This window comes from Glycomyces tritici (genome assembly GCF_030403505.1).
On the sequence record NZ_JAUEMJ010000009.1, the window covers coordinates 20,011 to 45,289 of the forward strand.

Here is a 25,279-nt window from a genome sequence, read left to right on the forward strand (position 1 = left end):
CGACCGACGTGACCGCGGTCCAAGGCTTGAACCCCCGTGCAGCGGTACCAGTCGACCGACCACATGCTACGGCTGGACGGCGATTCCTCACGGGCGGAAGCGGTACCCCATGCCCGGCTCCGTGAGCAGGTGCACCGGGCGGGCCGGGTCCGCCTCGAGCTTGCGGCGCAGCTGGGCCATGTACTGGCGCAGGTAGTTCGTCTCGCGGTCGTAGTTCGGGCCCCACACCCGGTGGAGCAGCTCGCGCTGGCCCACGAGCTTGCCCGGATTGCGCAGGAGCACTTCGAGGAGCTGCCACTCGGTCTTGGTGAGCCGCACCTTCTCGCCGTCGCGCACCACCTCGCGGGCCGCGAGGTCCACGGTGGCCGCGCCGATCGCGGTCACCGGCGAATCGCTGCCGGCCCCGCCCCGCCGGGTCGCGGCGCGGACGCGGGCGAGGAGTTCGCCGATGTCGAACGGCTTGGTCACGTAGTCGTCGGCGCCCGCGTCGAGCGCGGCGATCTTCTCGGCGCTCGCGGCCCGGCCCGAGAGCACCAGGATGGGCGCGCTCGTCCAGCCCCGCAGGCCCGCGATGACCTCCGTGCCGTCCATGTCGGGCAGCCCGAGGTCGAGCACGACGAGGTCGGGGACGAACGCGGCGGCGGCGCGCAGCGCCTGCGCCCCGTCCGGCGCGGTCGCCACCTCGTACCCGTGCGCGCTCAGGTTGATTCGCAGCGCCCGTGCGATCTGGGGTTCGTCGTCCACGACCAGGATCTTGATCACTCCGTGCCCTTCTCTTCCACCTGCGGCAGCGCCAGCACCATCGTCAGGCCGCCGCCCGGTGTCGCCTCGGCGACGAGCGAGCCGCCCATCGCCTCCGCGAGCCCGCGCGAGAGCGCGAGCCCGAGGCCGACGCCGCTGGTGTTGTCGCGGTCGCCGAGCCGCTGGAACGGCGTGAACATCATCTCGCGGCTCTCGTCGGGCACGCCCGGACCGCGGTCGACCACCCGCAGCTCCACGAGGTCCCCGTGCCGGCCCGCGATGACCAGGGGCGGCTCGCCCTCCGGGCTGAACCGCAGGGCGTTGGCCACCACGTTCACCAGGATGCGCTGCAGCAGACCGGGATCGGCCCGCACCTCCGGCAGGTCCGGGGCCACGTCGAGGCGCACGGCCGCGGCGGCGTCGCCGATCTCGTCGAGCGCCCACGGCACCGCGTCGTCCAGGGCCACCGGCACCGGGTTCGCGCCGAGCACCCCGGCCTGGAGGCGGCTCATGTCGAGGAGGTTGTCCACCAGGCTCGTGAGCCGCGCCAGGGAGGTCTCGGCGGCCTCCAGCAGCTCGTCCCGCTGCTCCGGCGTGAACAGGTCCCCAGTGGACCGCAGGCTCGTCACGGCGACCCGCGCGGACGCCAGCGGGGTGCGCAGGTCGTGCGACACGGCCGCGAGCAGGGCCGTGCGGAGCTTGTCGGTGTCCGTGAGCCGCTGCACCGCGGCGGCCTGGCGTTCGAGCCGCTCGCGTTCGAGCGCGGCGGCCGCGTGCATCGCGAAGGCCTGCGCGATGCGCCGGTCCGCCGCCTCCAGGGTGTGCCCGCGCAGGGCCAGCGCCAGGTCGTCGCTGATGGGCAGGTCGTTCTCGGCCGTGCCGGGGCTCGCGCAGCCCTCGCCGGCGCACGCGACGACCCGCCACAGCCGCGGGTCCTGCCGTTCGGCCGGGCCCGCCCCGGCCTCGGTGCGCTCCAGGAGCGTCGCCGATTCGAGCGAGAACGTCTCCCGCAGCTGCTCCAGCAGGTCCTCGACCCGGCTGCCGCCGCGCAGCACGCTGCCCGCGAGCGTCGCCAGGGTCTGCGCCTCGGTGCTCGCGCGCGCCGCGAGCCGCGCCCGCGAGGCGGACAGGTTGACCACGCCCGCCCCGCCGAGCGCGAGGGCCACGAAGATCGCCAGGGCGATCAGCTGCTCCTGGTCGTGCACTTTGAGCGTGTTGTAGGGCTCGGTGAAGAAGTAGTTGAGCAGGAGGCTGCCCGAGAGCGCGCCGAGCAGCGCGGGCCACATGCCGCCGGTGAGGGTCAGGCCCAGGACGGCGGTGAGGACGATGAGGATCATCGTCGTCAGCGACAGCTCCTCGTGCACCGGCAGGAGCGCCATGCACAGGGCCGGGATGCCCAGGAGCGCCAGCGCGATCCCGAGCCCGCGGCGTCCCCCGCCGATGACGCCGCGGCCTCCTCGCGCCCGCTTCACCGTGGCGACCCGCTCGTGGCTCACCAGGTGGACGTCGATCTTGCCCGAGCTCGCGGTGGTCGTGACGCCGACGCCGCGCGAGAGCATCTGCGCGAACCGGCCGCGCCTAGAGGCCCCGAGCACCAGCTGGGTCGCGTTCACGCCGCGCGCGAACTCCAAGAGCGCGTTGGGGATCGTCCGGCCGACCACCTGGTGGTAGGAGCCGCCGAGGTCTTCGACGAGGTTCCGCTGCCGGGCGAGGTTCCGGGCGGAGCGGGCGCTCGTGAGCCCGTCGCCCGAGGCGACGTAGACGGCCTTCAGGTCGGCCCCGCCCGAGCGCGCGGCGATGCGGGCGGCGCGGCGGATGAGCGTGTCGCCCTCGTCGCCGCCCGACAGCGCCACGACGACGCGTTCCCTGGATTCCCATGTGGCGGTGATGTGCTGGGCTTCGCGGTACTGCTCGAGCTGGTCCTCCACCTTGTCGGCGAGCCACAGGAGGGCGATCTCGCGCAGCGCGGTGAGGTTGCCGACCCGGAAGTAGTTCGCGAGGGCGGGCCCCACCTTCTCGGGCGGGTACACGTTGCCGTGGACCATCCTGCGGCGCAGCGCTTCCGGGGTGATGTCGGCGAGTTCGACCTGGTCGGCGCGGCGCACCACTTCATCGGGCACGGACTCGCCCTGCGGCACGCCGGTGATCTGGGCGACCACGTCGCCGAGCGAGGCGAGGTCCTGCACGTTCACGGTGGAGATCACGTCGATGCCGGCGTCGAGCAGCTCGTCGACGTCCTGCCAGCGCCGGTCGTTGCGCGAGCCGGGCGCGTTGGCGTGCGCGAGCTCGTCGACGATGGCCACGGCCGGCGCGCGGGCGAGCAGGGCGTCCACGTCGAGTTCGCCGATGCCCGCCGCGGTCCTGCGCGGCAGGATCTCGAGGCCGTCGAGGAGTTCGGCGGTGTGGGGGCGGCCGTGGGTCTCCACGAGGCCGATGACGACGTCGGTGCCGCGCTCGCAGCGCCTGCGGGCCTCTTCGAGCGCGGCGAAGGTCTTGCCGACCCCCGGGGCCGCGCCGAGGTAGATCCGCAGTTGTCCACGTGACACGGACCCATCATTCCCCGAGCCGGAGGCTTCGGCCATCAAGAAAGCGTCAAACGTGTCCTCCGGTACGCCGAGCCGCCCGGGTGCGGGCGGGCGGCTCGCCGCTGAGGAACCGCTCGATGACGAGGGTCGCGGCCCCCTTGGCGACCGCGTCGGGCCCGAGGAGGCCGGGTTCGATGCGGGCGGTGGTGAACGGCTGGCCGAGCGCGTAGGCCCCGGCCGCCGCCCGGATGCCGGCGAGCCGGCGCTGGGCGAGCATGAGCCCGGCCCAGCCGCCGATGACGATGAGCTCGGGGTTGAAGAGGTTGAGCAGGTCGGCCAGGCCCGCGCCGAGGTACTCGACGGTCTCGTCGACGACGGCGACGGCGGCGGGGGAGGTGTCGTCGAGGAGGCGCTCGAGGTCGGCCTCCTCGCCGTCGCCGGAGAGTTCGACGACGCCGGTGGCGGCGAGGTACCGGTCGAGGATGCCCTCCGCGCCCACGTAGGCCTCCAGGCATCCGCGGGAGCCGCAGCGGCAGGGCCGCCCGGCGACGGCCATGGTGGTGTGCCCCCATTCGCCCGCGCTGGATCCGGCGCCCCGGTAGAGGGCGCCGCCGGCGACGATGCAGGAGCCGACGCCGGAGCCGATGAGTGCGATCACGGCGTTCTGGGCGCCGCGCCCGGCGCCGAACCACAGTTCGGCCTGGCCCATGGTCATCGCGCCGTTCTCGACGTGGACCGGCAGGGGGTCGAGGCGTTCCATCAGCATGCGGCCCAAGGGGACGGCGTCCCAGCCGAAGGCCTTGGCGTGAATGACCCCGGCGGGGCCGTACTCGACGATGCCGGGCATGGCCACGCCGACGCCGAGCACGGGGACGTCCCCGGCTTCGGCGACGACCTCTTTGACGCCCGCGACGATGTGCTCGATGACCGTGGCCGGGTCGTGGCGGCCGGGGGCGAGGGCGTAGCGGACGCCGGCGCGCTCGTCGAGCTTGAGGTCGAGCAGTTCGACGCGGACCTGGGTCTCGCCGACGTCGACCCCGACGACCCGGGCGTGGCCGGGGTCGACCTGGAGGAGGATCTGGGGCCTGCCGCCGTCGGACTCGACCTTGCCGGCCTCGCGCAGCACGCCGCCCTCGATGAGCTCGGCGGTGACGTTCGAGATGGTGGCGGTGCTCAGTCCGGTGGCGGGGGCCAGGTCGCGGCGGGTCAGCGGACCGTCGAAGTAGAGGGTCCGCAGCAGGCTCATGCGGTTGCCGAGCTTGAGGTCGCGGGTCGTCCTGTGCCTAGGGGCTTCCATCTGTCCACCAGTCCGTTATCGGTCCGGGACCATGCCGTTATGTCGGAGGGATTGACGGCACGAGTCCAAATACTTAATCTAAGTCTTAGTAGTAAGTCGTATTCTACTGCTCCAGCCTACCTCCGGTCCGCACGCCGGACCGCGCCGAACCGGCCCCGAACCGTCCTCGGCTCCCGTCCCTCATCGCAGAACCTCCACAAAGGAACCTTCCGATTATCCCTCCCGTGCTGCGGATCCCCCTCCGCGGCCGTACATAGGAGCATCCCATGAGGATCACACCTCCCCTCCGCGGACGCGGCGCGAGCGCCGCCCGCGCCATCGCCGTCGGCACCGCCGCCGCCCTGCTCACCACCGCCTGCATCGGCGGCGACGGCGGATCGAGCGCCTCCGACCGCGTCGAGATCCGCTGGTTCGTCGGGATGGGCGCGGGCTCCGACGCCCCCACCATTCCCGCCCAGGAGGCGGTCGTCGAGGCGTTCAACGCGAGCCAGGACGAGATCGAACTGGTCCTCGAGGTCGTCGACGCCGACCAGGCCCCGAACATCCTCTCCACCCAGATCGCCACCGGCGACGCCCCGGACATCGTGGGGCCCATGGGCATCCGCGGCCGCTCCACCTTCCCCGGCGCCTGGCTCGACCTCACCCCGCACATCGAGGCGCACGACTACGACCTCACCGACTTCGACCCCGCCCTGGTCGACTTCTACCGGATCGAGGAGGAGGGCCAGATCGGCCTGCCGTTCGCGGTCTTCCCGTCCTTCATGTACGTCAACCTCGACCTGTTCGACGAGGCCGGCCTGCCCTACCCGCCCCAGGAGTACGGCGCGCCCTACATCGACGCCGACGGCACCGAGCGGCCCTGGGACATCGCGACCATGACCGACCTCGCCAAGCGGCTCACCGTCGACGCCGCGGGCAACGACGCCAACAGCCCCGATTTCGACCCGGGCGACATCGTCCAGTTCGGCTTCGGCAACGTCTTCGCCGACATCCGCGCCCAGTCCACCCTCTTCGGCGCCGGCAGCCTCGTGGACGCCGAGGGCAACGCCCAGATTCCCCCGCACTGGGCCGAGGCCCAGCAGTGGTACTACGACGGCATGTGGAAGGACCACTTCATCCCCAACGGCCCCTACGGCGACTCGGACATGCTCAACGCCGGCTCGTGGTTCGAGTCGGGCAACCTCGCCATGGGCAACACCCACCTCTGGTACGCGACCTGCTGCATGGCCGGGTTCGAAGGCAACTGGGACACCGCCGCGGTGCCCTCCTACGACGGCACCGTCACCGCGAAGCTGCACGCCGACACCTTCTCCATCACCAAGACCACCGAGCACCCCGACGAGGCGTTCACCGTCCTCACCCACCTCATCGGCGACGCCGCCGAGGAGCTGACCACCACCTACGGCGGCATGCCCGCGCGCATCAGCCTCCAGGACGGCTACTTCGACAAGGTCGGCGCCGCCAACTTCGAAGGCCAGGACATCAACTGGGACACCGCCGTCCAGGGCATGTCCTACGTCGACAACCCCGCGCACGAGAGCGGCATGCCCAACTTCCTCGAGGCCGAAGCGGTCCTCGCCGAGTACGCCACCCGCTTCAACCAGGAAGAGGGACTGGACATCCCGGCCGAGCTCGAAGCGCTCCGAGCGGAGCTCCAGACGGTCTTCGACGCCGCCTGACCCCGGGCGGCCCGCCCGCGGCGCCGATGCCGGTCCACGGCTCGTCGCCGCGGAGGCCGCCCCTCCCCGCCGGGCGGGCCCCGCGCCCGCCCGGCACCCCCGACCGCTCGCGGCGGCCGGCACCGCCCGCCGCCGTGCTTCCCGAAAGGCCCGCCTCCCCATGTCCGACTTCACCGACGCGGCGCTCGCCCTCAGGCGCGGCAAGCGCCCCGGGCGCCCCGCCAGCGCCATGGCCCGCCGCGAAGCGCGCTGGGGCTACGCCTTCATCAGCCCCTGGATCATCGGGTTCGTGCTCTTCTGGGCCGTCCCGATCGGCGCCTCGCTCGTCTTCTCGACGCTCGACTTCCAGCTCACCGACCCGGACGCGACCAGCTTCGCCGGCGGGAGCAACTGGGAGCGGGCCCTGTCCGACCCCGACACCTGGACCTCGCTGGCCGCCACGTTCCGCTTCACCGTGCTGTTCCTGCCGCTGAGCCTCGTCGTCGCCCTCGGCCTGGCCCTGCTCCTGAACTCCAAGCACCTCAAGTTCACCGGCCTGTTCCGCCTGCTGTTCTTCATGCCCTCGATGATCCCGCTCGTCGCGGGCATCCTCATCTGGCAGCAGGTCCTCAACCCCCAGACCGGCTGGGTCAACCGGCTCATCGGCCTCACCGGCGCCGACGCCTCCGGCTCGGACGGCATCCGCTGGTTCGACAACCCCGTGCTGGTCCTCTTCGCGTTCAGCTTCATCGGCCTGTGGGGCATCGGCAACAGCATGATCGTGAACCTCGCCGGCCTCCAGGGCATCCCGACCGAGCTCTACGAGGCCGCCGAGATCGACGGCGCCGGCTGGTGGCGGCGCCTGCGCACCATCACGCTGCCCCTGCTCTCCCCGGTCATGTTCTACAACCTGGTGATCGGATCGGTGCTGGTGCTCCAGTACTTCGTGGTGCCCTGGGTCCTCTTCGGCGCCAGCGGCCGCCCCGGCGGCGCCAGCAGGTTCCTCCTCGTCCACTTCTACCAAGAGGCGTTCGTCTTCGGGAACATGGGCTACGGCGCGGCCCTGGCCTGGCTCATCTTCATCGTCGTCGCGGTCCTCACCGGCCTGCTGTTCGGCACCGCCCGCTACTGGGTCCACTACGGAACGGAGCGATAGTGCACACCGCTGCCAAGCCCACCGAGGCCGCCCTGCGCCGCCGGCGCCGCAACCTCCTGCTCACCGCCTGCACCACGCTCGGCGCGCTCCTGCTCGCCGGGATCTTCCTCATGCCCCTCGGCTACGGGGCCGCCACCGCGCTCAAGGACAAGGACGGCGTCTCCGACCCCGACGCCTCGATCCTCCCCGTCTCGGCGCGCACCTTCGCGTACGAAGGCGACGAACTCGACGTCTACGCCGTGCCCATGCCCGGCGGCGAGGTCCGCGAACTCGCCCTCGTCGAACCCGGCCGCGAGTCCAGCGTCTTCATCGACCCCGAGGACCCGGACGCGGGCACGCTCGAATGGGAGGGCCGCTGGCGCACCCTCGAACCGGTCACCGGACTCGCACCGCAGTGGGGCAACTTCGAGGAGGCCTGGAACACCATCGACTTCCTGCGCCTCATGGGCTGGACGCTCATGTACGCGCTCACGACGATGCTGTTCACCGTCGTCTCCTCCGCCGTCGTCGCCTACGGCTTCGCCCGCTTCCGCTTCCCGGGCCGCGGCATCCTCTTCGGACTGCTCATGGCCACGATCCTGCTGCCGCCGGCGGTCACCCTCGTGCCCAAGTACGCGGTCTTCCTCCAGATGGGCTGGGTCGGCACCTACCTGCCGCTCATCGTCCCGCAGCTGTTCGCCAACGCCTTCAACGTCTTCCTGCTCCGCCAGTACTTCCTCACCATCCCGAGGGAGCTCGAGGAGGCCGCCCGGATCGACGGGGCCGGGCCGATCCGCACCTTCCTGCGGGTGATCGTCCCGCAGGCCGCCCCGGCCCTCACCGCGGTGAGCCTCTTCCACTTCTTCTACGCCTGGAACGACTTCTTCGAACCGCTGCTCTACCTGGCCGGCAACCGCGAGATCGTCCCGATCGGCGTGGGCCTGAGCTACTTCAGCGGCGTCTACAACTCCGAACCCCACCTCATCCTCGCCGCCGCGCTCCTTGCGCTGGCCCTGCCGGTCGCGATCTTCCTCGCGGCGCAGCGGGTCTTCGTCCGGGGCATCGTCGTCACCGGCGTGGACAAATGAGCGGGCGAATGATCCGACCGAACCACCGAAGCCAAGGAGCGAACGCCATGACCGCCACCAGCCCGTTCCCGGAGGACTTCCTCTGGGGCGCATCGACCGCGGCCTACCAGATCGAGGGCGCCGCCGCCGAGGGCGGCCGCGGGCCGTCCATCTGGGACACCTTCTCGGCGACCCCGGGGAACGTCAAGGGCGGCGACACCGGCGAGGTCGCATGCGACCACTACCACCGCTGGCGCGAGGACTTCGGGATCGCCGCCGGCCTGGGGCTGAAGGCCTACCGCATGTCGGTCTCGTGGGCGCGCCTGCAGCCCGCGGGCCGCGGGGACCTCAACCCGGTGGCCGTCGCGTTCTACCGGGAGCAGCTGGCCGACCTGCGCGACAAGGGGATCCGCTCGGCGGTGACCCTGTACCACTGGGACCTGCCGCAGGTCCTGGAGGACGAGGGGGGCTGGCCCGAGCGGGCGACCGCCGAGCGCTTCGCCGATTACGCCGCCCGCACCGCGCGGGCCTTGGGGGACCTGGTGGACGAGTGGATCCCGGTCAACGAGGCCTGGTGCGCGGCCTTCCTCGGCTACCACGCGGGCGTCCACGCCCCCGGCCGCCAGGACCGCACCGCCGCACTGCGCGCGGCCCACCACCTCAACCTCGGCCACGGCCTGGCCGTGGCCGCGATCCGCGAGGCCGCGCCGAACGCGCGCGTGGGCTCGGCGGTCATCATGACCGACATCGAGGCCGCCACGGACAAGCCCGCGGACCGCGAGGCCGCGCGCCTGTCCGACGGCGGCGGCAACCGGCTCTTCCTCGACCCGCTGTTCCGCGGCTCCTACCCCGAGGACATGCTCCGCCACTTCGCGCCCACCGGCGCGTTCGACGCGGTCCTGCCCGGCGACATGGAGACGGTCGCCGCGCCCCTGGACTTCGTGGGCGTCAACCACTACCACCGCTTCGTCGTCGAGGCCGACCCCGCCGACACGCACCTGGGCAACCGCAGCCTGCCGCCGACGAACCCGGTGACCGGCTTCGGGTGGGAGATCAACCCCGACAGCCTGCAGCGCGTCCTGGAGCGCCTCTCGGCCGAGTACACCGACCTGCCGGTGCACATCACCGAGAGCGGTGCGTCCTTCGAGGACACGGTGGGCCCGGACGGCTCGGTGGACGACACCGACCGCGTCGACTACCTGGACGGCTACATGCGGGCCGCGGGCCGCGCCATCGAGAACGGCGTGAACCTGCGCGGGTACTTCGTGTGGTCCCTGCTCGACAACTTCGAGTGGGGCGAGGGCTACTCCAAGCGCTTCGGGCTCGTGCGGGTCGACTACGCCACGCAGGAGCGCACGCTCAAGCGCAGCGCGCACTGGTACCGGGACGTGATCGCCTCGGGCGGCGCCGCGCTGCGCCGGCCCTAACGAACGACCGGCCGGAGCCCGCCGGTCGGATGAGCCGGGAGGCCGCCCGTCCTTGCCGGGCCGGGCGGCCTTCCCATGCGCCGCAAGCCGATGCGCGCTCGGTCTCATCGGCGCGGCGGGGGAGCGGCGGTGTCCCGTTCGATGAGCCGGACGCCCAGCGTCGTGGCCTCGTCGGGACGGTCCCTGCCCGCGAGGCGGTCCATCATGAGCCGCACCGCCTCGGCGGCCTTGGCCGTCAGGTCCTGGGCCACGGTGGTGAGCTTCGGCGTGACGTAGACGGCCAGGTCCGAGTCGTCGTAGCCGACCACCGAGACGTCGCCGGGCACCGACCGCCCCTCGGCCGCGAGCCCTTCGATGAGCCCGATGGCGAGGATGTCGGCCGTGGTGAAGACCGCGGTCACGTCCGGCCGCTCGCGGGCGAGGCGGCGACCGTACGCCAGGCCGTCGGCGTGCGTGGTCTCCACTCGGGACACCAGTGACTCGTCGTACCCGATCCCGTTGGCCGCCAGCACGGTGCGGTACCCCTCGAAACGCCGGCGCACCACGCCCGTGGCCGAGAACCCCGGTCCCGCGAACGCGATCCTCTTGTGCCCCAAGGCGATGAGGTGCGACACGGCCAGTTCGGCGCCGCCGAAGTCGTCGGAGCGGACCTCGAGGGCGAGCGGGTTCTCCGAGTAGGAGTCCATGGCGACCAGGGCCACGCCGCCGACGGTCTCGGCCTTGAGCCGGTCGATCTCGGCGTCCTGGAACCCCAGGAGGACCGCGCCGTCGAGGTTCCAGGACTTGAGCGCCTCGGTGATCTCGGCGCGGTCGGCGATGCCGCGGAGCATCAGGTGGTAGTCGAGGCGGCGCAGCTCGCGTTCGAGCATGCCGATGACCGCCACGGTGTGGGGGCTGATGGTCAGGCTCGCCTCGTCCTCGGCGGGCACGAGCAGGCCGACGAGCCGGGAGGACTTCGCGGCGAGGCTGCGGGCGGAGGCGCTGGGCACGTAGCCGCGGTCTTTGACGATCCGCAGGATGCGGTCGCGCGTGGCGGCGGAGACGCGGGCCTGCTTGCCGTTGACCACATTGGACACGGTCATCAGGCTGACGCCCGCCTCGGCGGCGATGTCCTTGAGCGTGACGGCCAACGGTGCTCCTCCTGCGATCAGCAGACGATTCTCGCGGCGGAAGCCGGACTCCCGCCGTTGACAAGTCTGTCACCCGGGTCTAAGCTACCGAGCTAGGTATAGCGCTAAACCTATCATGTGCAGGGACTACACCCGTCCCTGTGGCATGCCCATGGTCGCGCTCAGACGAAGGAACGGAGCCGCATTGCGCTCGGCAAAACCCACCGCAGGCCCCACCGCACCGGCACCGCACTGGTGGCGGAACGCGGTGATCTACCAGGTCTACCCGCGCAGCTTCGCGGACGCCGACGGCGACGGGACCGGCGACCTCGCGGGCGTCCGCGACCGCCTCCCCTACCTCGCCGACCTCGGCGTCGACGCCCTCTGGTTCACCCCCTGGTACCGCTCGCCGCAGGCCGACGGGGGCTACGACGTCGCCGACTACCGCGCGATCGACCCCGCCTTCGGCACCCTCGCCGACGCCGAGGCGCTCATCACCGCCGCGCGCGGCCTGGGCATCCGCACCATCGTCGACATCGTCCCCAACCACGTCTCCGATCAGCACGAGTGGTTCCAGGAGGCCCTGGCCGCCGCCCCCGGCGACCCCGCCCGCGACCGCTTCTGGTTCCGCGACGGCCGCGGCCCCGGCGGCGACGAGATGCCCACCCGGTGGACCTCCAGCTTCGCCGGGGACACCTGGACCCGCACCACCGGCCCGGACGGGAAGCCCGGCCAGTGGTACCTCCACCTCTTCGCCCCCGAGCAGCCCGACCTCAACTGGAACCACCCCGACGTCGTCGCCGAGCACGAAGCGGTCCTGCGGTTCTGGTACGACCGCGGCGTCGCCGGCATCCGCATCGACTCCGCGGCGCTCATCGCCAAGGACCCCGAGCTGCCCGAGGTGGGGGAGCACCACGAGCCCGGCCGGCACCCGCACCTCGACCGCGACGAGCTCCACGACGTCTACCGCGGCTGGCGCAAGGTCGCCGACTCCTACGAGGACCCCCGCCTCCTCGTCGGCGAAGTCTGGCTCGACGACCACGAGCGCTTCGTCCGCTACCTGCGCGACGACGAGATGCACATGGCCTTCAACTTCGACTTCATGTCCCGCCCCTGGGACGCCGCGGCGCTGGCCGGGTCGATCCGGTCCACCCTCGCGGCCCACGCCACTGTGGACGCACCGCCGACCTGGGTCCTCTCCAACCACGACGTCACCCGCCCGGTCACCCGCTACGGCCGCGAGGACTCCGCGTTCGCCTTCAGCGCCAAGCGGTTCGGCACCCCCACCGACCTCGCGCTCGGCGCCCGCCGCGCCCGCGCCGCCGCGCTGCTCACCGCCGCGCTCCCCGGCGTGCTCTACGTCTACCAGGGCGACGAGCTCGGACTGCCCGAAGTGGAGGACCTGCCCGAAGGGGCCCGCCAGGACCCCATGCACTTCCGCTCCGGCGGGACCGATCCCGGTCGCGACGGCTGCCGCGTCCCGCTGCCCTGGACCGCGACCGGACCCACCTGCGGGTTCAACGACACCGGGACCGCGACCTGGCTGCCCCAGCCCGCGGACTGGGGGACCTACGCCGCCGCGTCCCAGCAGGACGACCCGGACTCCTTCCTCACCCTCTACCGCGAGGCGATCCGCCTGCGCCGCAGCGAACCCGCGCTGCGCGGCGACGCCTTCGCCTGGACCTCGTCCGCACCCGGAACCCTCGCGTTCCGGCGCGGCGAGGACCTCACCTGCGTCGTCAACTTCGGCGCACCTGCGGCCCTGCCCGACCACACCGCGGTCGTCATCGCCAGCGCGCCGCTGGAGCACGGCCTCCTGCCGCGGGACACCGCGGTGTGGCTGCGCACCTGACCCCTCCCGCAATGCCCGCAGCACAACAGCACCGGCTCAACGAAGCACCGACAAGGAGCAACCGATGAAACCCTCTCGCACCGCCGCCGCAGTCGCGGCCGCCGCCCTCGCCGCGGTCAGCGTCGCCGCCTGCTCGGACGACGCACCCGACGACGGCCGCACCCACATCACCGTCACCATCGACGCCGGCCTCGAGCAGGCCGCGATCGACGCGTTCAACGCCCGCATCGAGCAGTTCGAGGAAGCCCACCCGGACATCGCCGTCGAGACCCAGGAGTACACCTGGACCGCCGGCACCTTCACCGCCCAGCTCGCCGGCGGCACCCTCCCCGACGTGTTCGTGGTGCCCTTCACCGACGGGCGCGGCCTCATCGAGCGCGGCCAGATCGCCGACATCGGCGACCTCACCGCCGCCCTGCCCTACCGGGAGCAGTACAACCCGAACATCGCCGCCGCCGGCGAGGACGCCGAAGGCGACCTCTGGGCGATCCCGATCGCCGCCTACGGCCAAGGGCTGCACTACAACCGGACCCTCTTCGAGGCCGCCGGGCTCGACCCCGACGCCCCGCCGACCACCTGGGACGAGATCCAGGCCGCCGCCAAGACCATCACCGAGGAGACCGGCGAGGCCGGCTACGCCGTGATGACCAACGACAACACCGGCGGCTGGATCCTCACCACCGTCGTCAACGCCCTCGGCGGCCGCACCGAGGCCGACGGCAAGGCCACCATCGACACGCCCGCCATGCGCGAAGCGCTCACCCGCCTCCAGGGCATGCGCTGGGACGACCGGTCCATGGGCGACGACTTCCTGTACGACTGGGCGACCATCAACCAGGCCTTCGCCTCCGGCCGCATCGGCATGTACGTCTCCGGCGGCGGCAACTACGGGAACCTCTTCACCCAGAACGCCCTCGACCCCGACGACTACGGCCTCACCGTGCTCCCGCTCGCCGGCCCCGACGCGGGCGTCCTCGGCGGCGGCACCCTCGCCGCCGTCAGCCCGAACGCCGAACCCGAGGAGCAGGCCGCCGCGGTCGAGTGGATCGACTTCTACTACATGGAGAAGCTCACCGACCAGGCCGCCGCGGTCGCCGACGCCGAAGTGAAGGCCGAGACCGGCCAGCCCGTCGGCGCCCCCGAACTCCCCGTCTTCGACAAGGCCGCCTACGACGAGCAGCAGACCTGGATCGCCGAGTTCGTGAACGTCCCGGTCGACCAGATGGCCCCCTACACCACCCAGGTGTTCGACCAGCCGCTGCTCACCGAGCCCGTGCACGCCACCCAGGAGGTCTACGCCGTGCTCGACACCGTCGTCCAGACGGTCCTCACCGAGGAGGGCGCCGACATCGACGCCCTGCTCGCCCAGGCCCAGGCCGACGCCCAGGCCGCGATCGACGCGGCCGCATAGGAAACCACCCACATGACCTCGACCGACACCCGCCCCGCCGGTGTCACCGGCGCCCGGACCGGGCCGCGCACCGCGGCCCGGCCCGGACGCCGCGGGCCCCTGGCCCGCGCCCGCGGCGGCCTACCTGCACTCGTGTTCCTCGCGCCGATGCTCATCGTCTTCGGCGCGTTCTCCTGGCTCCCCATCGGCCGCGCGGTCGTGATGAGCTTCCAGCGCACCAACCTCGTCGCCGACCCCGTCTGGGTCGGGTTCGCGAACTTCCAGCAGGTCTTCGCCGACCCGCAACTGTGGACCGCCGTCCAGAACACCGGCTACTTCGCCGTCCTCGCACTCCTCTTCGGCTACCCGGTCCCGCTCGTCGCCGCGATCCTCATGAGCGAGGTCCGCCGCATGCGCGGCCTGTTCAGCGCCCTCGCCTACCTGCCCGTGGTCGTCCCGCCGGTCGTCGCGGTCCTCCTGTGGAAGCTCTTCTACGACGCAGGGGAGGAGGGCGTCTTCAACACCGTCCTCGGCTGGATCGGCATCGGCCCCGTCGCCTGGCTCCAGGACGCCGACATCGTGATGCCCGCCCTCGTCCTCGAGGCGACCTGGGCCAGTGCCGGCGGCACCGTCATCATCTACCTCGCCGCCCTCACCGGCGTCGACCCCAGCCTCTACGAGGCCGCCGAGATCGACGGCGCGGGCGTGTGGCGAAAGCTCTGGCACATCACCCTCCCGCAGCTGCGCGGCATCCTCCTCATCACCTTCATCCTGCAGATCATCGGCACCGCGCAGGTGTTCCTCGAACCGTTCCTGTTCACCGACGGCGGGCCCGCGAACCGCACGCTCACCCTGCTGCTCCTGATCTACCGGTACGCGTTCACCAACTCCCTCGGCGGCGACTACGGCGCGGCGGCGGCCCTCAGCCTCCTCCTCGCCCTCGTCCTGACGGCGTTCTCCATGCTGTACTTCCGTCTCACCCGATCCTGGAGCGGCTCATGAACGCCGGCACCGACCGCGGCCTCATCGCACCCACCGACTGGAAGCGCCCCAGCGTCAAATGGTCCGCGCGCCTCGCCCACGGCGCCCTCCTCGCGGGCGTCGCCGTCGCCGGGCTCGGCCCCATGCTGTGGCTCCTCAAAGCCGCCGTCACCCCCACACAGGACACACTCCGCACGCCGATGGCGTTCTGGCCCAATGGATTCGACTTCGCGAACCTCGCCGAAGCCTGGACCCGTGTCGAGATCGACAAGTACTTCCTCAACACCGTCGCCCTCGCCGCCGGCTCCTGGGCCGTGCAGCTCGTCGTCGCCGCCACCGGCGGCTACGCGCTCGCCGTCCTGCGCCCCCGCATCGGCAAGTACCTCTCCGGCGCGGTCCTCGCCACCCTGTTCGTGCCCGGCGTGGTGCTCCTCGTCCCGCTCTACCTCACCGTCCTCGACCCGCCGCTCCTCGGCGCCTCGATGCTCAACACGTTCTGGGCGGTCTGGCTCCCCGCCGGAGCGAGCGCGTTCAACGTGCTGCTCATGCAGCGGTTCTTCGCGAACCTGCCCCGGGAGCTCTTCGAAGCGGCCCGCGTCGACGGCGCCGGCCCCTACCGCGTGTTCTGGTCGATCGTCCTGCCCCTGTCCCGCCCGATCATCGGCGTGGTCTCGGTCTTCGCCGTCATCGCCTCATGGAAGGACTTCCTCTGGCCCATGCTGGTCCTGCCCGACCCCGCGCTCCAGCCGCTCTCGGTCCGCCTGCCGATACTCCAGCAGTTCGTCGAACTCGACGTCTTCCTCGCGGCACTGGCCATCTCCTCGCTCATCCCGATCGGCCTGTTCCTGGTCTTCCAGCGGCTCTTCCTCAACGGCACCAGCCTCGGCGGCGCCTTGAAGGGCTGACCCCCGAACGACGTCAATCACCCGAATCCATGCCGAACCGGACGCCGCGGCCTTAGAGTGCGTGCATTCCCCACGGGACGCGGCCCGGCCGCGCGCGCTCAAGGAGTCGGCATGAAGCGAACGGCCACGCTCACCGCCGCCGTCGCCGTCCTCGCGGCGGCGGCGCTGGCGTCCTGCGGTGAGGACTACGACGGCAACGGCTCGGCCAAGGCGCGCAGCGGGGTGACCACGGTCCAAGCGGAGGTCGAGAAGGTCGACTGGGGGCCGTGCGACCTCGCGGCCATGTACGGCGACGCCGAACTCGACGCCGAGCAGACCGCCTGGGCTGAAGCGCTCGAATGCGGCGCGATCACCGTGCCGGTCGACTACGAGGACACCGGCGGGGACCGGGTCGCGATCGCGATGGTCCGCCACCCCGCCACCGGCGACCGCACCGGCTCGCTGCTGATCAACCCGGGCGGGCCGGGCGGCTCCGGCGTGGAACTGGCCATGTCGCCGTTCCTGCCCCCCGAAGTGACCGCCGCGTTCGACGTCGTGGGCTTCGACCCCCGCGGGGTCGGCGCGAGCCAGAACCTCACCTGCGGCAACAGCGACCCGTTCGGCTCGGCGCTCGCCGAGGTCGACACGGACGAGCCCGATGCGATCACGGACGCCGAGGCGACCGCGCTGGACAGCGGTGCCGAGCTCTTCACCGCGGGCTGCACCGAGCAGGTCAAGGCGAACTTCCTCGCCAACATGGGCACCGAGAACGTCGCCCGCGACATGGAGGTCATGCGCAGCGCCCTCGGCGACGACGGGCTGACCTTCCTCGGCTACTCGTACGGCACCTACATCGGGCAGATGTACCTGTACCTCTACCCCGACAAGGTCCGCGCGATGGTCCTCGACGGCGTCATGCGCACCTCCGGGTCCGTGCTGGACCTCGCCGAAGGCCAGGCCACGGGTTTCGAGACCGCCTGGCAGGCCTTCATCGCGTACTGCCTCACCGTGGACGGCTGCCCATTCACCAGCGCCGACACCGCCGACGCCGAACTGGAGGCGATGCTCACCGACGCCCAGGACGCCGTGGGCGGGAAGCCCACCGTGGGCGAGATGCTCACCATGATCGCCGAGAGCCTCTACAGCGAGGCCAAGTGGCCCGCGCTCGAGAGGCTCCTCGCCGCGGTGGACGCGGGCACCATCCGCGAACTCGCGCAGCAGCTCGAGGACCTCGCCGGGGCCGAAGGGGCCTCCCGCCTCCTCCCGCGGCGGCTCCCGCCGCTGCCGCTGCCGCGCCGCGACACCGACGCGAACTTCTACGGCGTGCAGTGCGTCGACCGCGTGAACCCGACCGGTTTCAACTCGTACCAGAACGCCGCCGAGGACTCCTACGGGAACTCCGCGCTGTTCGGCGCCGGGATCGCTTGGAGCTACCTGCCGTGCGCGAGCTGGTCCGCGAGCGAGCCGGGCCCGGAGTCGGTGAACGGCAGGGGCGCACCCGACGTCGTGCTCATCGGCAACACCGGCGACCCGGCCACGCCCTACGCCTGGGCCGAGTCCGTCGCGAAGGAGCTCGACAGCGGGGTCCTGCTCACCTACGAGGGCAGCGGCCACACCGCATACGCCTTGGGCCACAACTGCATCGACGACCCGGTGACCGCCTACCTCGTGGACCTCGACGTCCCCGAGGACGGGCTGCAGTGCCCGCAGGAACTCGGCTGACACAGCGTGATCAGCGGCCCGCGTCCTCTTAGGGCGCGGGCCCGGCGTCGCACTCCTCAGTGCCTCTCACACCCCAGTGCGTGTGCCGACCGATCACAGGACCGCGTCTGGCAAGATGTCCCCGTCGCGCCGGGAGCCGCACGGCGGCACCGCTGGACCACCCGCGCGACGACTGACCGTCGATGCGACGAAAGAAGCGCCAATGCACACTTCCCCCTGCAGGACCCGTGCCCGGAAGGAGGCCTCCCCGTGGTCGACATGACCTGGTTCGAGGCCATCGTGCTCGGGGTCGTCCAGGGCCTGACCGAGATGCTGCCGATCTCCTCGTCCGCGCACCTGCGCCTCACCTCGGCGCTGTTCTTCGAGGAGGACGCGGGCGCGTCCTTCACCGCCGTGACCCAGCTCGGCACCGAGACCGCGGTCCTCCTCTACTTCTGGAAGGACATCGTCCGCATCCTCGTGGCCTGGTGGAAGGGCCTGTGGGACAAGGAGCTGCGGGGCGAGACCGACTACCGGCTCGGCTGGTACGTGATCATCGGCACCCTCCCGATCGTGTTCTTCGGCCTCATCTTCAAGGACGCGATCCGCGACGGGGCCCGCAACCTCTGGCTCGTCGCCTTCAGCCTCATCTTCTTCGGCCTGCTGCTGGCCCTCGCCGAGCTGGTGGGCAAGAAGACCCGCACCTGGAAGGACTTCCGCATGCGGGACGGCCTCATCCTGGGCTTCGCGCAGGCGGGCGCGCTCATCCCCGGCGTCTCGCGCTCGGGCGGCACGATCACGGCGGGCCTGTTCATCGGCCTCGACCGGACGGTGGCCGCACGGTACTCGTTCCTGCTGGCGATCCCGGCGGTGTTCGGCGCGGGCATCCTCAGCCTCGGCGACGTGTTCGACCCGGCCACCGAGGGCTCGGTGCCCAGCGGCGCGCAGATGCTCGTGGCGACGATCATCGCGTTCTTCGTGGGGCTGGCGGCCGTGCACTGGATGCTCAAGTGGGTCGCCAAGCACAGCGTCTTCATCTTCGTCTGGTACCGCTGCATCCTCGGCGTCGCCGTCGTCATCATGCTGGAGACGGGCTACCTCAGCGCCACCTGATCCCTTGCGCTGCAAGAGGGCCGGTTGTTCGACCGGCCCTCTTCCGCGTCCCCGGCCCGTCAGCGCCGGGACTCGGCCAGGGCCAGCGCCGTGATCGAGCCGAGCAGGACCACCGCGCCCGCCGTGGTGGCGAGGGTGAGCGGCTCGCGCAGCAGCGCGACGGCCAGGAACGCGGCGGTGACCGGCTCGATGAGCATCATCACCGAGGCCGTCGTCGCCCGGACCCGGGCCGCGCCCGCGAAGTACAGCGGGTAGGCCAGCGCGGTGGTGAACACTGCGAGGTACCCGACGATCGCGAACGCCCGCACCGGGTCCCCGGCCGCGGGCGCCAGGCCCTCGAACCAGGCGGGCGCGAGCAGCAGCGCCGCGCCGATCCCGAAGGACCACATGGTGAGCGTGAACGGGTCCTCGCCGTCGCTGCGGCGGCCGGTCGCGCGGCCCAGCAGCGTCACGGCCGCGTACCCGGCGGCGGAGAGCAGCGCGAGCGCGACGCCGGCCGGGTCGACGACGCCGGTGCCGTTGCCCAGGACCAGGACGCCGAGCCCGGTGACCGCTCCGGCGACGGCGAGCGCGCCGCCGCGGCCCAGGCGTTCGCCGAGGAGCAGGCGGCCGCCGAAGGCCGTCAGGATCGGCCCGGTGCCGAGCGTGAGCAGGGTGGCCGCGGCGACGCCGGTGGCGTCCACGGCGGCGAAGTAGGCGGTCTGGAAGACCGCCATGCCGACCCCGACCCCGATCAGGAGCGGCAGGCGGCGCCGCAGCGGCGCAGTGTGCTCGGCGCGGGGGCGTCGGCGCAGTGCGGTGAAGGCGAGGAGCAGCACGAGGCCGCCGAGGTGGCGCCAGAACGAGACGGCCGCGGGGCCGAGATCGCTTGCGCGGTAGACGAGTTCGGCGGCGGCGCCGGTGGTGCCCCAGGCGAGGCCGGTGACGGTGAGGTAGCCGAGGCCGCGCTTGGCGGCTTCGGCAGGGCGAGCGGGGGCAAGGGTCGTTGACATGCGTTCTCCAGCAGGGAGCGAGTGGACAGGTGCTCGTCTGCGGGCATGCCGGATTTGCGCCGAGGCTTACAACGCCTTGCGCGGCAATGGATCAGGTGCCCGCCTCAGGCGGCGGGCGGGGGCAGGAATCCCAGTGGCATGGCGCCACCCTACCGGTCAGGCCAGGCCCGCGCCCAGCCGCTGGAGCCCCTCCTCGATCACGTCCAGGCGCTTGCAGAACGCGAACCGGACCTCCGGACGCGCCGCCTGGTCGAGGTAGAACACCTGGTTCGGGATCGCCACGACCCCGCACCGCTCGGGCAGCTCCAGGCAGAACGCCAGACCGTCCGCGTACCCGAACGGGGCCGCGCTCGCGGTCACGAAGTAGGTGCCCTCCGGTTCGTGCACGTCGAACCCGATCCTCCTGAGTCCGGCCACCATGAGGTCGCGCCGCTCCTGGTAGCCGGCCGCGTAGTCCCGGTAGAACCCGTCTTCCGAGGCCAGCGCGGTCGCGATGCCGTACTGGAACGGCGTGCCGGACGCGAACGACAGCCACTGCTTGACGTCCTTCACCCGCGCGACCAGCTCGGCCGGGCCCGTCGCCCAGCCGATCTTCCACCCGGTCACCGAGAACGTCTTCCCGGCCGAACCGATGGTGACCGTGCGGTCCCACATGCCCGGCAGGGTCGCGAGCGGCACGTGCTCGCGGCCGTCGAAGACCAGGTGCTCGTACACCTCGTCGGTGACCGCGATGAGGTCGCGTTCGACGGCGAGCGCCGCGATCGCCTCCAGCTCACCGCGGTCCAGCACGGTGCCCGTGGGGTTGTGCGGCGAGTTGACCAGCAGCACCTTGGTGCGATCGGTGACGGCGGCGGCGAGCCGGTCCCGGTCCAGGCGCCAGTGCCCCGCGCCGCCCTCCGGCGCCTCGAGCCGCACCGGCACCAGCGTCCCGCCCGCCATGGCGACGGCGGCCTTGTAGGAGTCGTAGCTCGGCTCGAGCGCGATCACCTCGTCGCCGGGGTCGACGAGCGCGAGGATCGCCGCCGTCAGCGCCTCGGTCGCCCCGGCGGTGACCGTGACGCCCTCATCCGGATCGGGCGCCAGGCCGTACCAGTGCCGCTGGTGCGCCGCGATCGCCTGGCGCAGTTCGGGAATGCCGGCGAGCGGCGGGTACTGGTTGTGCCCGTCGCGCATGGCGGCCGCGGCGGCCTCGATGACGCGCGCGGGCCCGGACTCGTCAGGGAAGCCCTGGCCCAGGTTCACCGCGCCGTGGCGCAGCGCGAGCGCCGACATGGTCGTGAAGATCGTGGTCTGGGGCCGCCGGCCGGGTCCGCTCACGGTGTCTCCTCCTGGTTTCCGAACAGCGCTGGACGAACCCGGCCATCATCCCAGTCCGCGACCTCAGTCGTCGGCGGGCCAGCGGCCCTCGGCCTTCGCCCGCTCGATCTCGGCGAGCCCCGCCGGGCGCATCCGGCCCTCCGCGATGAGCGCTTCGGCGATGCCCCGGTTCCGTTTCGACCACGGGCTGCGCTTGGTGCGCGGCGAGTAGCGCTGCAGGAACGAGTCCTCGTCGAGGCGCTTGCGGTGGCCGTCGATCCACCCGAAGCACAGGGCGGCCTCCAGGGCCGGGCCGATCCGGAGCCGCCCTTCGGGGGAGCGCTCCTTGCCGATGCGCAGCCACACTTCGCGCTCGCCCTGATGGGCCTCCAGCCAGGCCTCCCACTCGGCGCGGTCGGCGAGATCGAGCGGTTCCACCCCTAGGCCCCCTTGCCGAACGAGGCGAGCGTGTCGAGGTAGTGCCGGTTGTACATGACGGCGAGCACGTTCCCGAACGGGTCGACGAACGAGGCCGTCTCGAACCCCTCGCCGCGCACGATCTTCGGCTCGTACTCCTTGGCGCCCATGGCGGTCAGCCGGGCGATCGCCGCGTCGAGGTCGTCGACCTGCCAGTACGCGATGGCGCCGCCGGGTGCGGCGCCCATGTCGTGGGGCGCCCACTCGCCCTGCGCGATGCCGATCTCGTGCTGGTAGTCGCCCACCCGGAACTCGATGTACCCGGGCACTTCGAAGTACGGGCCGGCGCCGAGCAGGTCGGTGTACCAGGCCTTCGCGGCATCGAGGTCCTCGGCGAAAAAGCTGATGGTGCTGAATCCTCGCAGCATGTGCTTGCTCCTTTGTCGTCGTTGCACCCCACGCTATGACCCATTGCGGAAGGTTTGCTTCCGCAATGCGTGCGAGAATCGGGAAATGTTGGAGACCTCCGCGCGCCTGCTCCGCGTCCTCGCCCTCCTGCAGGCCCAGCGCGACTGGACGGGCGCGGACCTCGCCGAGCGCCTCGACGTCACCACCCGGACCGTGCGCAGCGACATCGACCGGCTCCGCCGGCTCGGCTACCGCGTCCACTCCACGACCGGCAGCGCCGGCGGCTACCGCCTGGAGGCCGGGAACACCATGCCGCCCCTGCTGCTGGACGACGAGGAGGCGGTGGCGGTCGCCGTGGGCCTGCGCGCGGCGGCCTCGGGTTCGGTCGCCGGGATCGAGGAGACCTCGCTGCGGGCGCTGGCGAAGCTGGAGCAGACGATGCCCTCGCGGCTGCGGCGGCGCATCGACATCCTCAGGGCCGCAACCGCTTCGGCCGCCGCGGCGGGACCCACGGTGGACGCGGGGGTCCTGACGGGGATCGCGGAGGCCGTCTACCGGCATGAGCAGCTGCGCTTCGACTACCGCGACCGGGCGGGGGAGGCGTCGCGGCGCCGGGCCGAGCCGCACCGGCTCGTCTACACCGAGCGGCGCTGGTACCTCCTGGCGTGGGACGTCGACCGCGGGGACTGGCGCACGTTCCGCGCCGACCGGATCGGCCTGCGGACCCCCAACGGCCCCCGGTTCACGCCGAAGGAGCCGCCGGAGGAGGCGGTCGCCCACGTCCTGCGCGGCCTGGGGCATTCGGCGTGGCGCCATCAGGCCGTGATCCGCCTGCAGTCGCCGGTCGAGCGGGTCGCGGGGATGCTCCCGCCGGGCAGCGGCCTGCTCGAACCGGCGGGCGAGGGCGAGTGCCTGTGGCGCACCGGGAGCGACTCCCTGCGGGACCTCACGAACTACATCACCGGGTTGGGGCTGCCCTTTATAGTCGAGTCCCCGCAGTCGCTGCGCGACCACCTCAACGCCCTCGCCGCGCGCTATGTCGCGGCGGCAGGCGATCCGAACAACCTCGGGAAAGTAGTGGAATAAAGTATTCCGTTCTGATAGACTGATGATATCGGAAGCGACAGCGACCGCACACACCTCAAGGAGCACGACATGACCACGACCTGGCCCCTCCTCGCCGAAGCCCACGACGCTCTCCTCAACGCCGTCAGGGGCGTGGGCGACGACCAGTGGCAGCTGCCCACCCCCTGCGACCAGTGGACCGTCACCCAGGTGCTCCAGCACGCCGCGGGCGACCAGCTCGCCTACGCCTCCGCGCTCACCGGCGGCGAGGGCCCGGCCGAGAACCCGTTCGCCCCTTCGGGAGCGCCCGTCGCCGACCCCGCGGGGTACGCCTCGGCCGCGACCGGTGCCGCCGCCGAGGCCTGGGCGGCCGTCGCAGCGGACGCCGAAGCGGTGCCGGTACCGGTCCCGCCGAACTCGCTCGACGCGGTGACCGGTGTGGGCGCCTGCGCCCTCGACGCGGCCGTCCACGCCTGGGACATCGCGAAGGCGACCGGCCAGGCGCAGCCGCTCAGCGAGGAGGCCGCGAGCGCGATCCTCATCGCCGCCAAGCAGATCGTCGAACCGCTGCGCGCCTGGGGCGCCTACGCTCCGGCGCTCGAGCCGCAGGACGGCGACGACGCGGTCGCGGCCCTCCTGCGCTACCTCGGCCGCGACCCGGAGTGGAAGGCCTGACACCGAACGCCCGCGGGCGGCGGACCCTCCCGGTCCGCCGCCCGCATCGCCGCGCGTCAAAGGACGTAGACGAACGCGCATGCATCGTGGCGTCTCAGCGATGGGCGCGGCGTCCCCGGTCGAGTTGACTGGGGGACATGAGCAACGAGAACATCATCCTGGTCACCGGCGCGACCGGCAAGGTCGGCCGCCGCCTCACCGCCCGCCTCCGCGAGGCCGGGCACACCGTCCGCGCGGTCTCGCGCAGCACCGAGATCCGCTTCGACTGGCACGACGAGTCGACCTGGGCCGCGGCGCTCGAAGGCGTCAGCGCCGCCTACCTGATCCCGCCGGACGAGCCGTTCCCGGCCGCCGCGGTCGCCGCCGCCGCCGAGCAGGCGGGCGTGCGCCGCCTCGTCGCCCAGTCGGGCCGGCGCATCCACGTGGTCGCCGAAGCCGCCGGCGTCGGGCCCGAAGCGGTCGGCATGTACGCGGCCCAGGAGGCGGTCAAGGCCTCCGGTCTCGAATGGACCGTGCTGCAGGCCAACAACTTCAACCAGAACTTCAGCGAAGGCGACATGCTGGGGGCGATCCTCGCGGGCGAGCTGGTCCTGCCGGTCGAGGACACGGTGGAGCCGTTCATCGACGTGGACGACATCGCCGAGGTCGCCGCCGCCGTCCTCACCGAGGACGGCCACCACGGGCGGACCTACGAACTGAGCGGCCCCGAGTCGCTCACCTTCCCGGCGGCGGTCGACGCGATCGCGCAGGCCGCGGGCAAGCCCGTCGTGTTCCAGTCCGTGGGCCCCGAGGAGTACGCCGCGGCGCTGCGAGCCGAGCAGCTCCCCGAGGACCTCGTCTTCTTCCTCGACGTGATGTACCGGGTCATGCGCGAAGGCAAGATCGGCGACGTCGCGGACGGCGTCGAGCAGGTCCTGGGGCGCAAGCCGACCGCGTTCGCCGACTGGGCGAAGCGCGCCGCCGCGGAAGGCGCCTGGGCCGCCTGACCGCACTGAGGCCGGGCCCTTGCGGGGCCCGGCCTTCATGTTTCGGTGTCGACCGCCAGTTTCGCCAGCAGGCCCGCCAGCGCGGACCGCTCCGCGCCGCTCAGTCCTTCGACGAGTTCGCGCTGGTTCGCGAGGTGGGCCTCCATCAGCTCGTCGGTGAGCCGCAGGCCCGCCTCGGTGAGGGCGATCGTGCGCCCGCGCGAGTCCGCTTCGGCGACCGATCGCGTGACCCGCCCGGACGCTTCGAGCCGGTCGACGCGTTTCGTGATCGCCCCGGTCGTGACGAGCACTTCCCGGCTCAGCTCGCCCGCCGAGAGCGCGTAGGGCGCGCCGGCCCGGCGCAAGGCCGCGAGCACGTCGAAGTCGCCGTTGCCGAGACCCGCTTCCGCGAAGGGCTCCCGCAGTCGCCGGTCCCACAGGCCGACGAGCCGGTACATCCGGCCCACCACGAGCATCGGCGAGGCGTCCAGGTCCGGTCGCTCGCGTTTCCACTGGTCGATCATGTGCGCCACGGCATCGCTCTCCATGTCTTGCATTATACCTTCCAGGGAAGATAAGAT

At 72.0% G+C, this 25,279-nt stretch carries 22 protein-coding genes; 13 read left to right on the top strand and 9 right to left on the bottom strand.

Annotated features, from left to right (window positions below; translation table 11 throughout):
- Positions 1 to 87 precede the first annotated feature (87 nt).
- Genes QWI33_RS22975 through QWI33_RS22985 form a run of 3 tightly spaced genes read right to left on the bottom strand, consistent with a single transcriptional unit; the run spans position 88 to position 4,563 of the window.
- On the bottom strand, positions 88 to 762 hold the full coding sequence (locus tag QWI33_RS22975) for a response regulator (RefSeq protein WP_289959268.1): 675 nt from the start codon (positions 760 to 762) through the stop codon (positions 88 to 90).
- Positions 759 to 3,287, bottom strand: a complete 2,529-nt coding sequence (locus QWI33_RS22980) for a sensor histidine kinase (protein ID WP_289959270.1) — start codon at positions 3,285 to 3,287, stop codon at positions 759 to 761. The genes QWI33_RS22975 and QWI33_RS22980 overlap by 4 nt, the downstream gene beginning before the upstream one ends.
- Positions 3,288 to 3,333: 46 nt before the next feature.
- Complete coding sequence (locus QWI33_RS22985) at positions 3,334 to 4,563, bottom strand: ROK family transcriptional regulator (RefSeq protein WP_289959271.1); 1,230 nt, start codon at positions 4,561 to 4,563, stop codon at positions 3,334 to 3,336.
- Between the two features lie 266 nt (positions 4,564 to 4,829).
- On the opposite strand from QWI33_RS22985, the gene QWI33_RS22990 reads away from it, so the two are divergent.
- The 4 genes from QWI33_RS22990 (at position 4,830) to QWI33_RS23005 (ending at position 9,850) form a co-directional block, all read left to right on the top strand.
- Entirely contained in the window at positions 4,830 to 6,242 is a 1,413-nt protein-coding gene (locus QWI33_RS22990; RefSeq protein ID WP_289959272.1) for an ABC transporter substrate-binding protein, read from the top strand.
- Between the two features lie 160 nt (positions 6,243 to 6,402).
- Positions 6,403 to 7,377: a carbohydrate ABC transporter permease gene (locus QWI33_RS22995; protein ID WP_289959273.1), complete on the top strand. Its 975-nt coding sequence runs from the start codon at positions 6,403 to 6,405 to the stop codon at positions 7,375 to 7,377.
- On the top strand, positions 7,377 to 8,444 hold the full coding sequence (locus QWI33_RS23000; RefSeq protein WP_289959274.1) for a carbohydrate ABC transporter permease: 1,068 nt from the start codon (positions 7,377 to 7,379) through the stop codon (positions 8,442 to 8,444). Before QWI33_RS22995 ends, QWI33_RS23000 begins: the two co-directional genes overlap by 1 nt.
- A 47-nt stretch (positions 8,445 to 8,491) precedes the next feature.
- Positions 8,492 to 9,850, top strand: a complete 1,359-nt coding sequence (locus QWI33_RS23005; RefSeq protein WP_289959275.1) for a GH1 family beta-glucosidase — start codon at positions 8,492 to 8,494, stop codon at positions 9,848 to 9,850.
- A gap of 104 nt (positions 9,851 to 9,954) precedes the next feature.
- On the opposite strand, the gene QWI33_RS23010 is transcribed toward QWI33_RS23005, so the two are convergent.
- Entirely contained in the window at positions 9,955 to 10,980 is a 1,026-nt protein-coding gene (locus QWI33_RS23010) for a LacI family DNA-binding transcriptional regulator (RefSeq protein WP_289959276.1), read from the bottom strand.
- 151 nt (positions 10,981 to 11,131) lie between these two features.
- Between QWI33_RS23010 and QWI33_RS23015 the strand changes: the two genes are divergently transcribed.
- The 6 genes from QWI33_RS23015 (at position 11,132) to QWI33_RS23040 (ending at position 18,880) form a co-directional block, all read left to right on the top strand.
- A complete protein-coding gene (locus tag QWI33_RS23015) occupies positions 11,132 to 12,811 on the top strand; it encodes a glycoside hydrolase family 13 protein (protein WP_435367602.1) in 1,680 nt (559 codons plus the stop codon).
- A 64-nt stretch (positions 12,812 to 12,875) separates the two neighbouring features.
- Positions 12,876 to 14,222 (top strand): ABC transporter substrate-binding protein, encoded by a 1,347-nt coding sequence (locus tag QWI33_RS23020; RefSeq protein ID WP_289959279.1) that lies wholly within the window; start codon positions 12,876 to 12,878, stop codon positions 14,220 to 14,222.
- Positions 14,223 to 14,234: 12 nt separating this feature from the next.
- Positions 14,235 to 15,203: a carbohydrate ABC transporter permease gene (locus QWI33_RS23025; RefSeq protein ID WP_289959280.1), complete on the top strand. Its 969-nt coding sequence runs from the start codon at positions 14,235 to 14,237 to the stop codon at positions 15,201 to 15,203.
- Positions 15,200 to 16,087: a carbohydrate ABC transporter permease gene (locus QWI33_RS23030; protein WP_289959281.1), complete on the top strand. Its 888-nt coding sequence runs from the start codon at positions 15,200 to 15,202 to the stop codon at positions 16,085 to 16,087. Before QWI33_RS23025 ends, QWI33_RS23030 begins: the two co-directional genes overlap by 4 nt.
- Before the next feature lie 111 nt (positions 16,088 to 16,198).
- On the top strand, positions 16,199 to 17,788 hold the full coding sequence (locus QWI33_RS23035) for an alpha/beta hydrolase (RefSeq protein ID WP_289959282.1): 1,590 nt from the start codon (positions 16,199 to 16,201) through the stop codon (positions 17,786 to 17,788).
- Positions 17,789 to 18,046: 258 nt separating this feature from the next.
- On the top strand, positions 18,047 to 18,880 hold the full coding sequence (locus QWI33_RS23040; RefSeq protein WP_289959504.1) for an undecaprenyl-diphosphate phosphatase: 834 nt from the start codon (positions 18,047 to 18,049) through the stop codon (positions 18,878 to 18,880).
- Positions 18,881 to 18,939: 59 nt separating this feature from the next.
- On the opposite strand, the gene QWI33_RS23045 is transcribed toward QWI33_RS23040, so the two are convergent.
- From QWI33_RS23045 to QWI33_RS23060, 4 genes are all read right to left on the bottom strand, one after another.
- On the bottom strand, positions 18,940 to 19,872 hold the full coding sequence (locus QWI33_RS23045) for a DMT family transporter (RefSeq protein WP_289959283.1): 933 nt from the start codon (positions 19,870 to 19,872) through the stop codon (positions 18,940 to 18,942).
- Positions 19,873 to 20,028: 156 nt separating this feature from the next.
- Positions 20,029 to 21,189, bottom strand: a complete 1,161-nt coding sequence (locus QWI33_RS23050; RefSeq protein WP_289959284.1) for a pyridoxal phosphate-dependent aminotransferase — start codon at positions 21,187 to 21,189, stop codon at positions 20,029 to 20,031.
- A gap of 63 nt (positions 21,190 to 21,252) precedes the next feature.
- Positions 21,253 to 21,606 (bottom strand): YdeI/OmpD-associated family protein, encoded by a 354-nt coding sequence (locus QWI33_RS23055; protein ID WP_289959285.1) that lies wholly within the window; start codon positions 21,604 to 21,606, stop codon positions 21,253 to 21,255.
- A 2-nt stretch (positions 21,607 to 21,608) separates the two neighbouring features.
- A complete protein-coding gene (locus QWI33_RS23060; RefSeq protein WP_289959286.1) occupies positions 21,609 to 22,013 on the bottom strand; it encodes a VOC family protein in 405 nt (134 codons plus the stop codon).
- Positions 22,014 to 22,098: 85 nt separating this feature from the next.
- On the opposite strand from QWI33_RS23060, the gene QWI33_RS23065 reads away from it, so the two are divergent.
- The 3 genes from QWI33_RS23065 (at position 22,099) to QWI33_RS23075 (ending at position 24,719) form a co-directional block, all read left to right on the top strand.
- On the top strand, positions 22,099 to 23,079 hold the full coding sequence (locus QWI33_RS23065) for a helix-turn-helix transcriptional regulator (protein ID WP_289959287.1): 981 nt from the start codon (positions 22,099 to 22,101) through the stop codon (positions 23,077 to 23,079).
- 69 nt (positions 23,080 to 23,148) lie between these two features.
- Positions 23,149 to 23,733: a TIGR03086 family metal-binding protein gene (locus QWI33_RS23070; protein WP_289959288.1), complete on the top strand. Its 585-nt coding sequence runs from the start codon at positions 23,149 to 23,151 to the stop codon at positions 23,731 to 23,733.
- A 137-nt stretch (positions 23,734 to 23,870) separates the two neighbouring features.
- Positions 23,871 to 24,719, top strand: coding sequence for an NmrA family NAD(P)-binding protein (locus QWI33_RS23075; protein ID WP_289959289.1), 849 nt, complete (start codon positions 23,871 to 23,873; stop codon positions 24,717 to 24,719).
- 35 nt (positions 24,720 to 24,754) lie between these two features.
- On the opposite strand, the gene QWI33_RS23080 is transcribed toward QWI33_RS23075, so the two are convergent.
- Complete coding sequence (locus tag QWI33_RS23080; protein ID WP_289959290.1) at positions 24,755 to 25,246, bottom strand: MarR family winged helix-turn-helix transcriptional regulator; 492 nt, start codon at positions 25,244 to 25,246, stop codon at positions 24,755 to 24,757.
- Positions 25,247 to 25,279 lie beyond the last annotated feature (33 nt).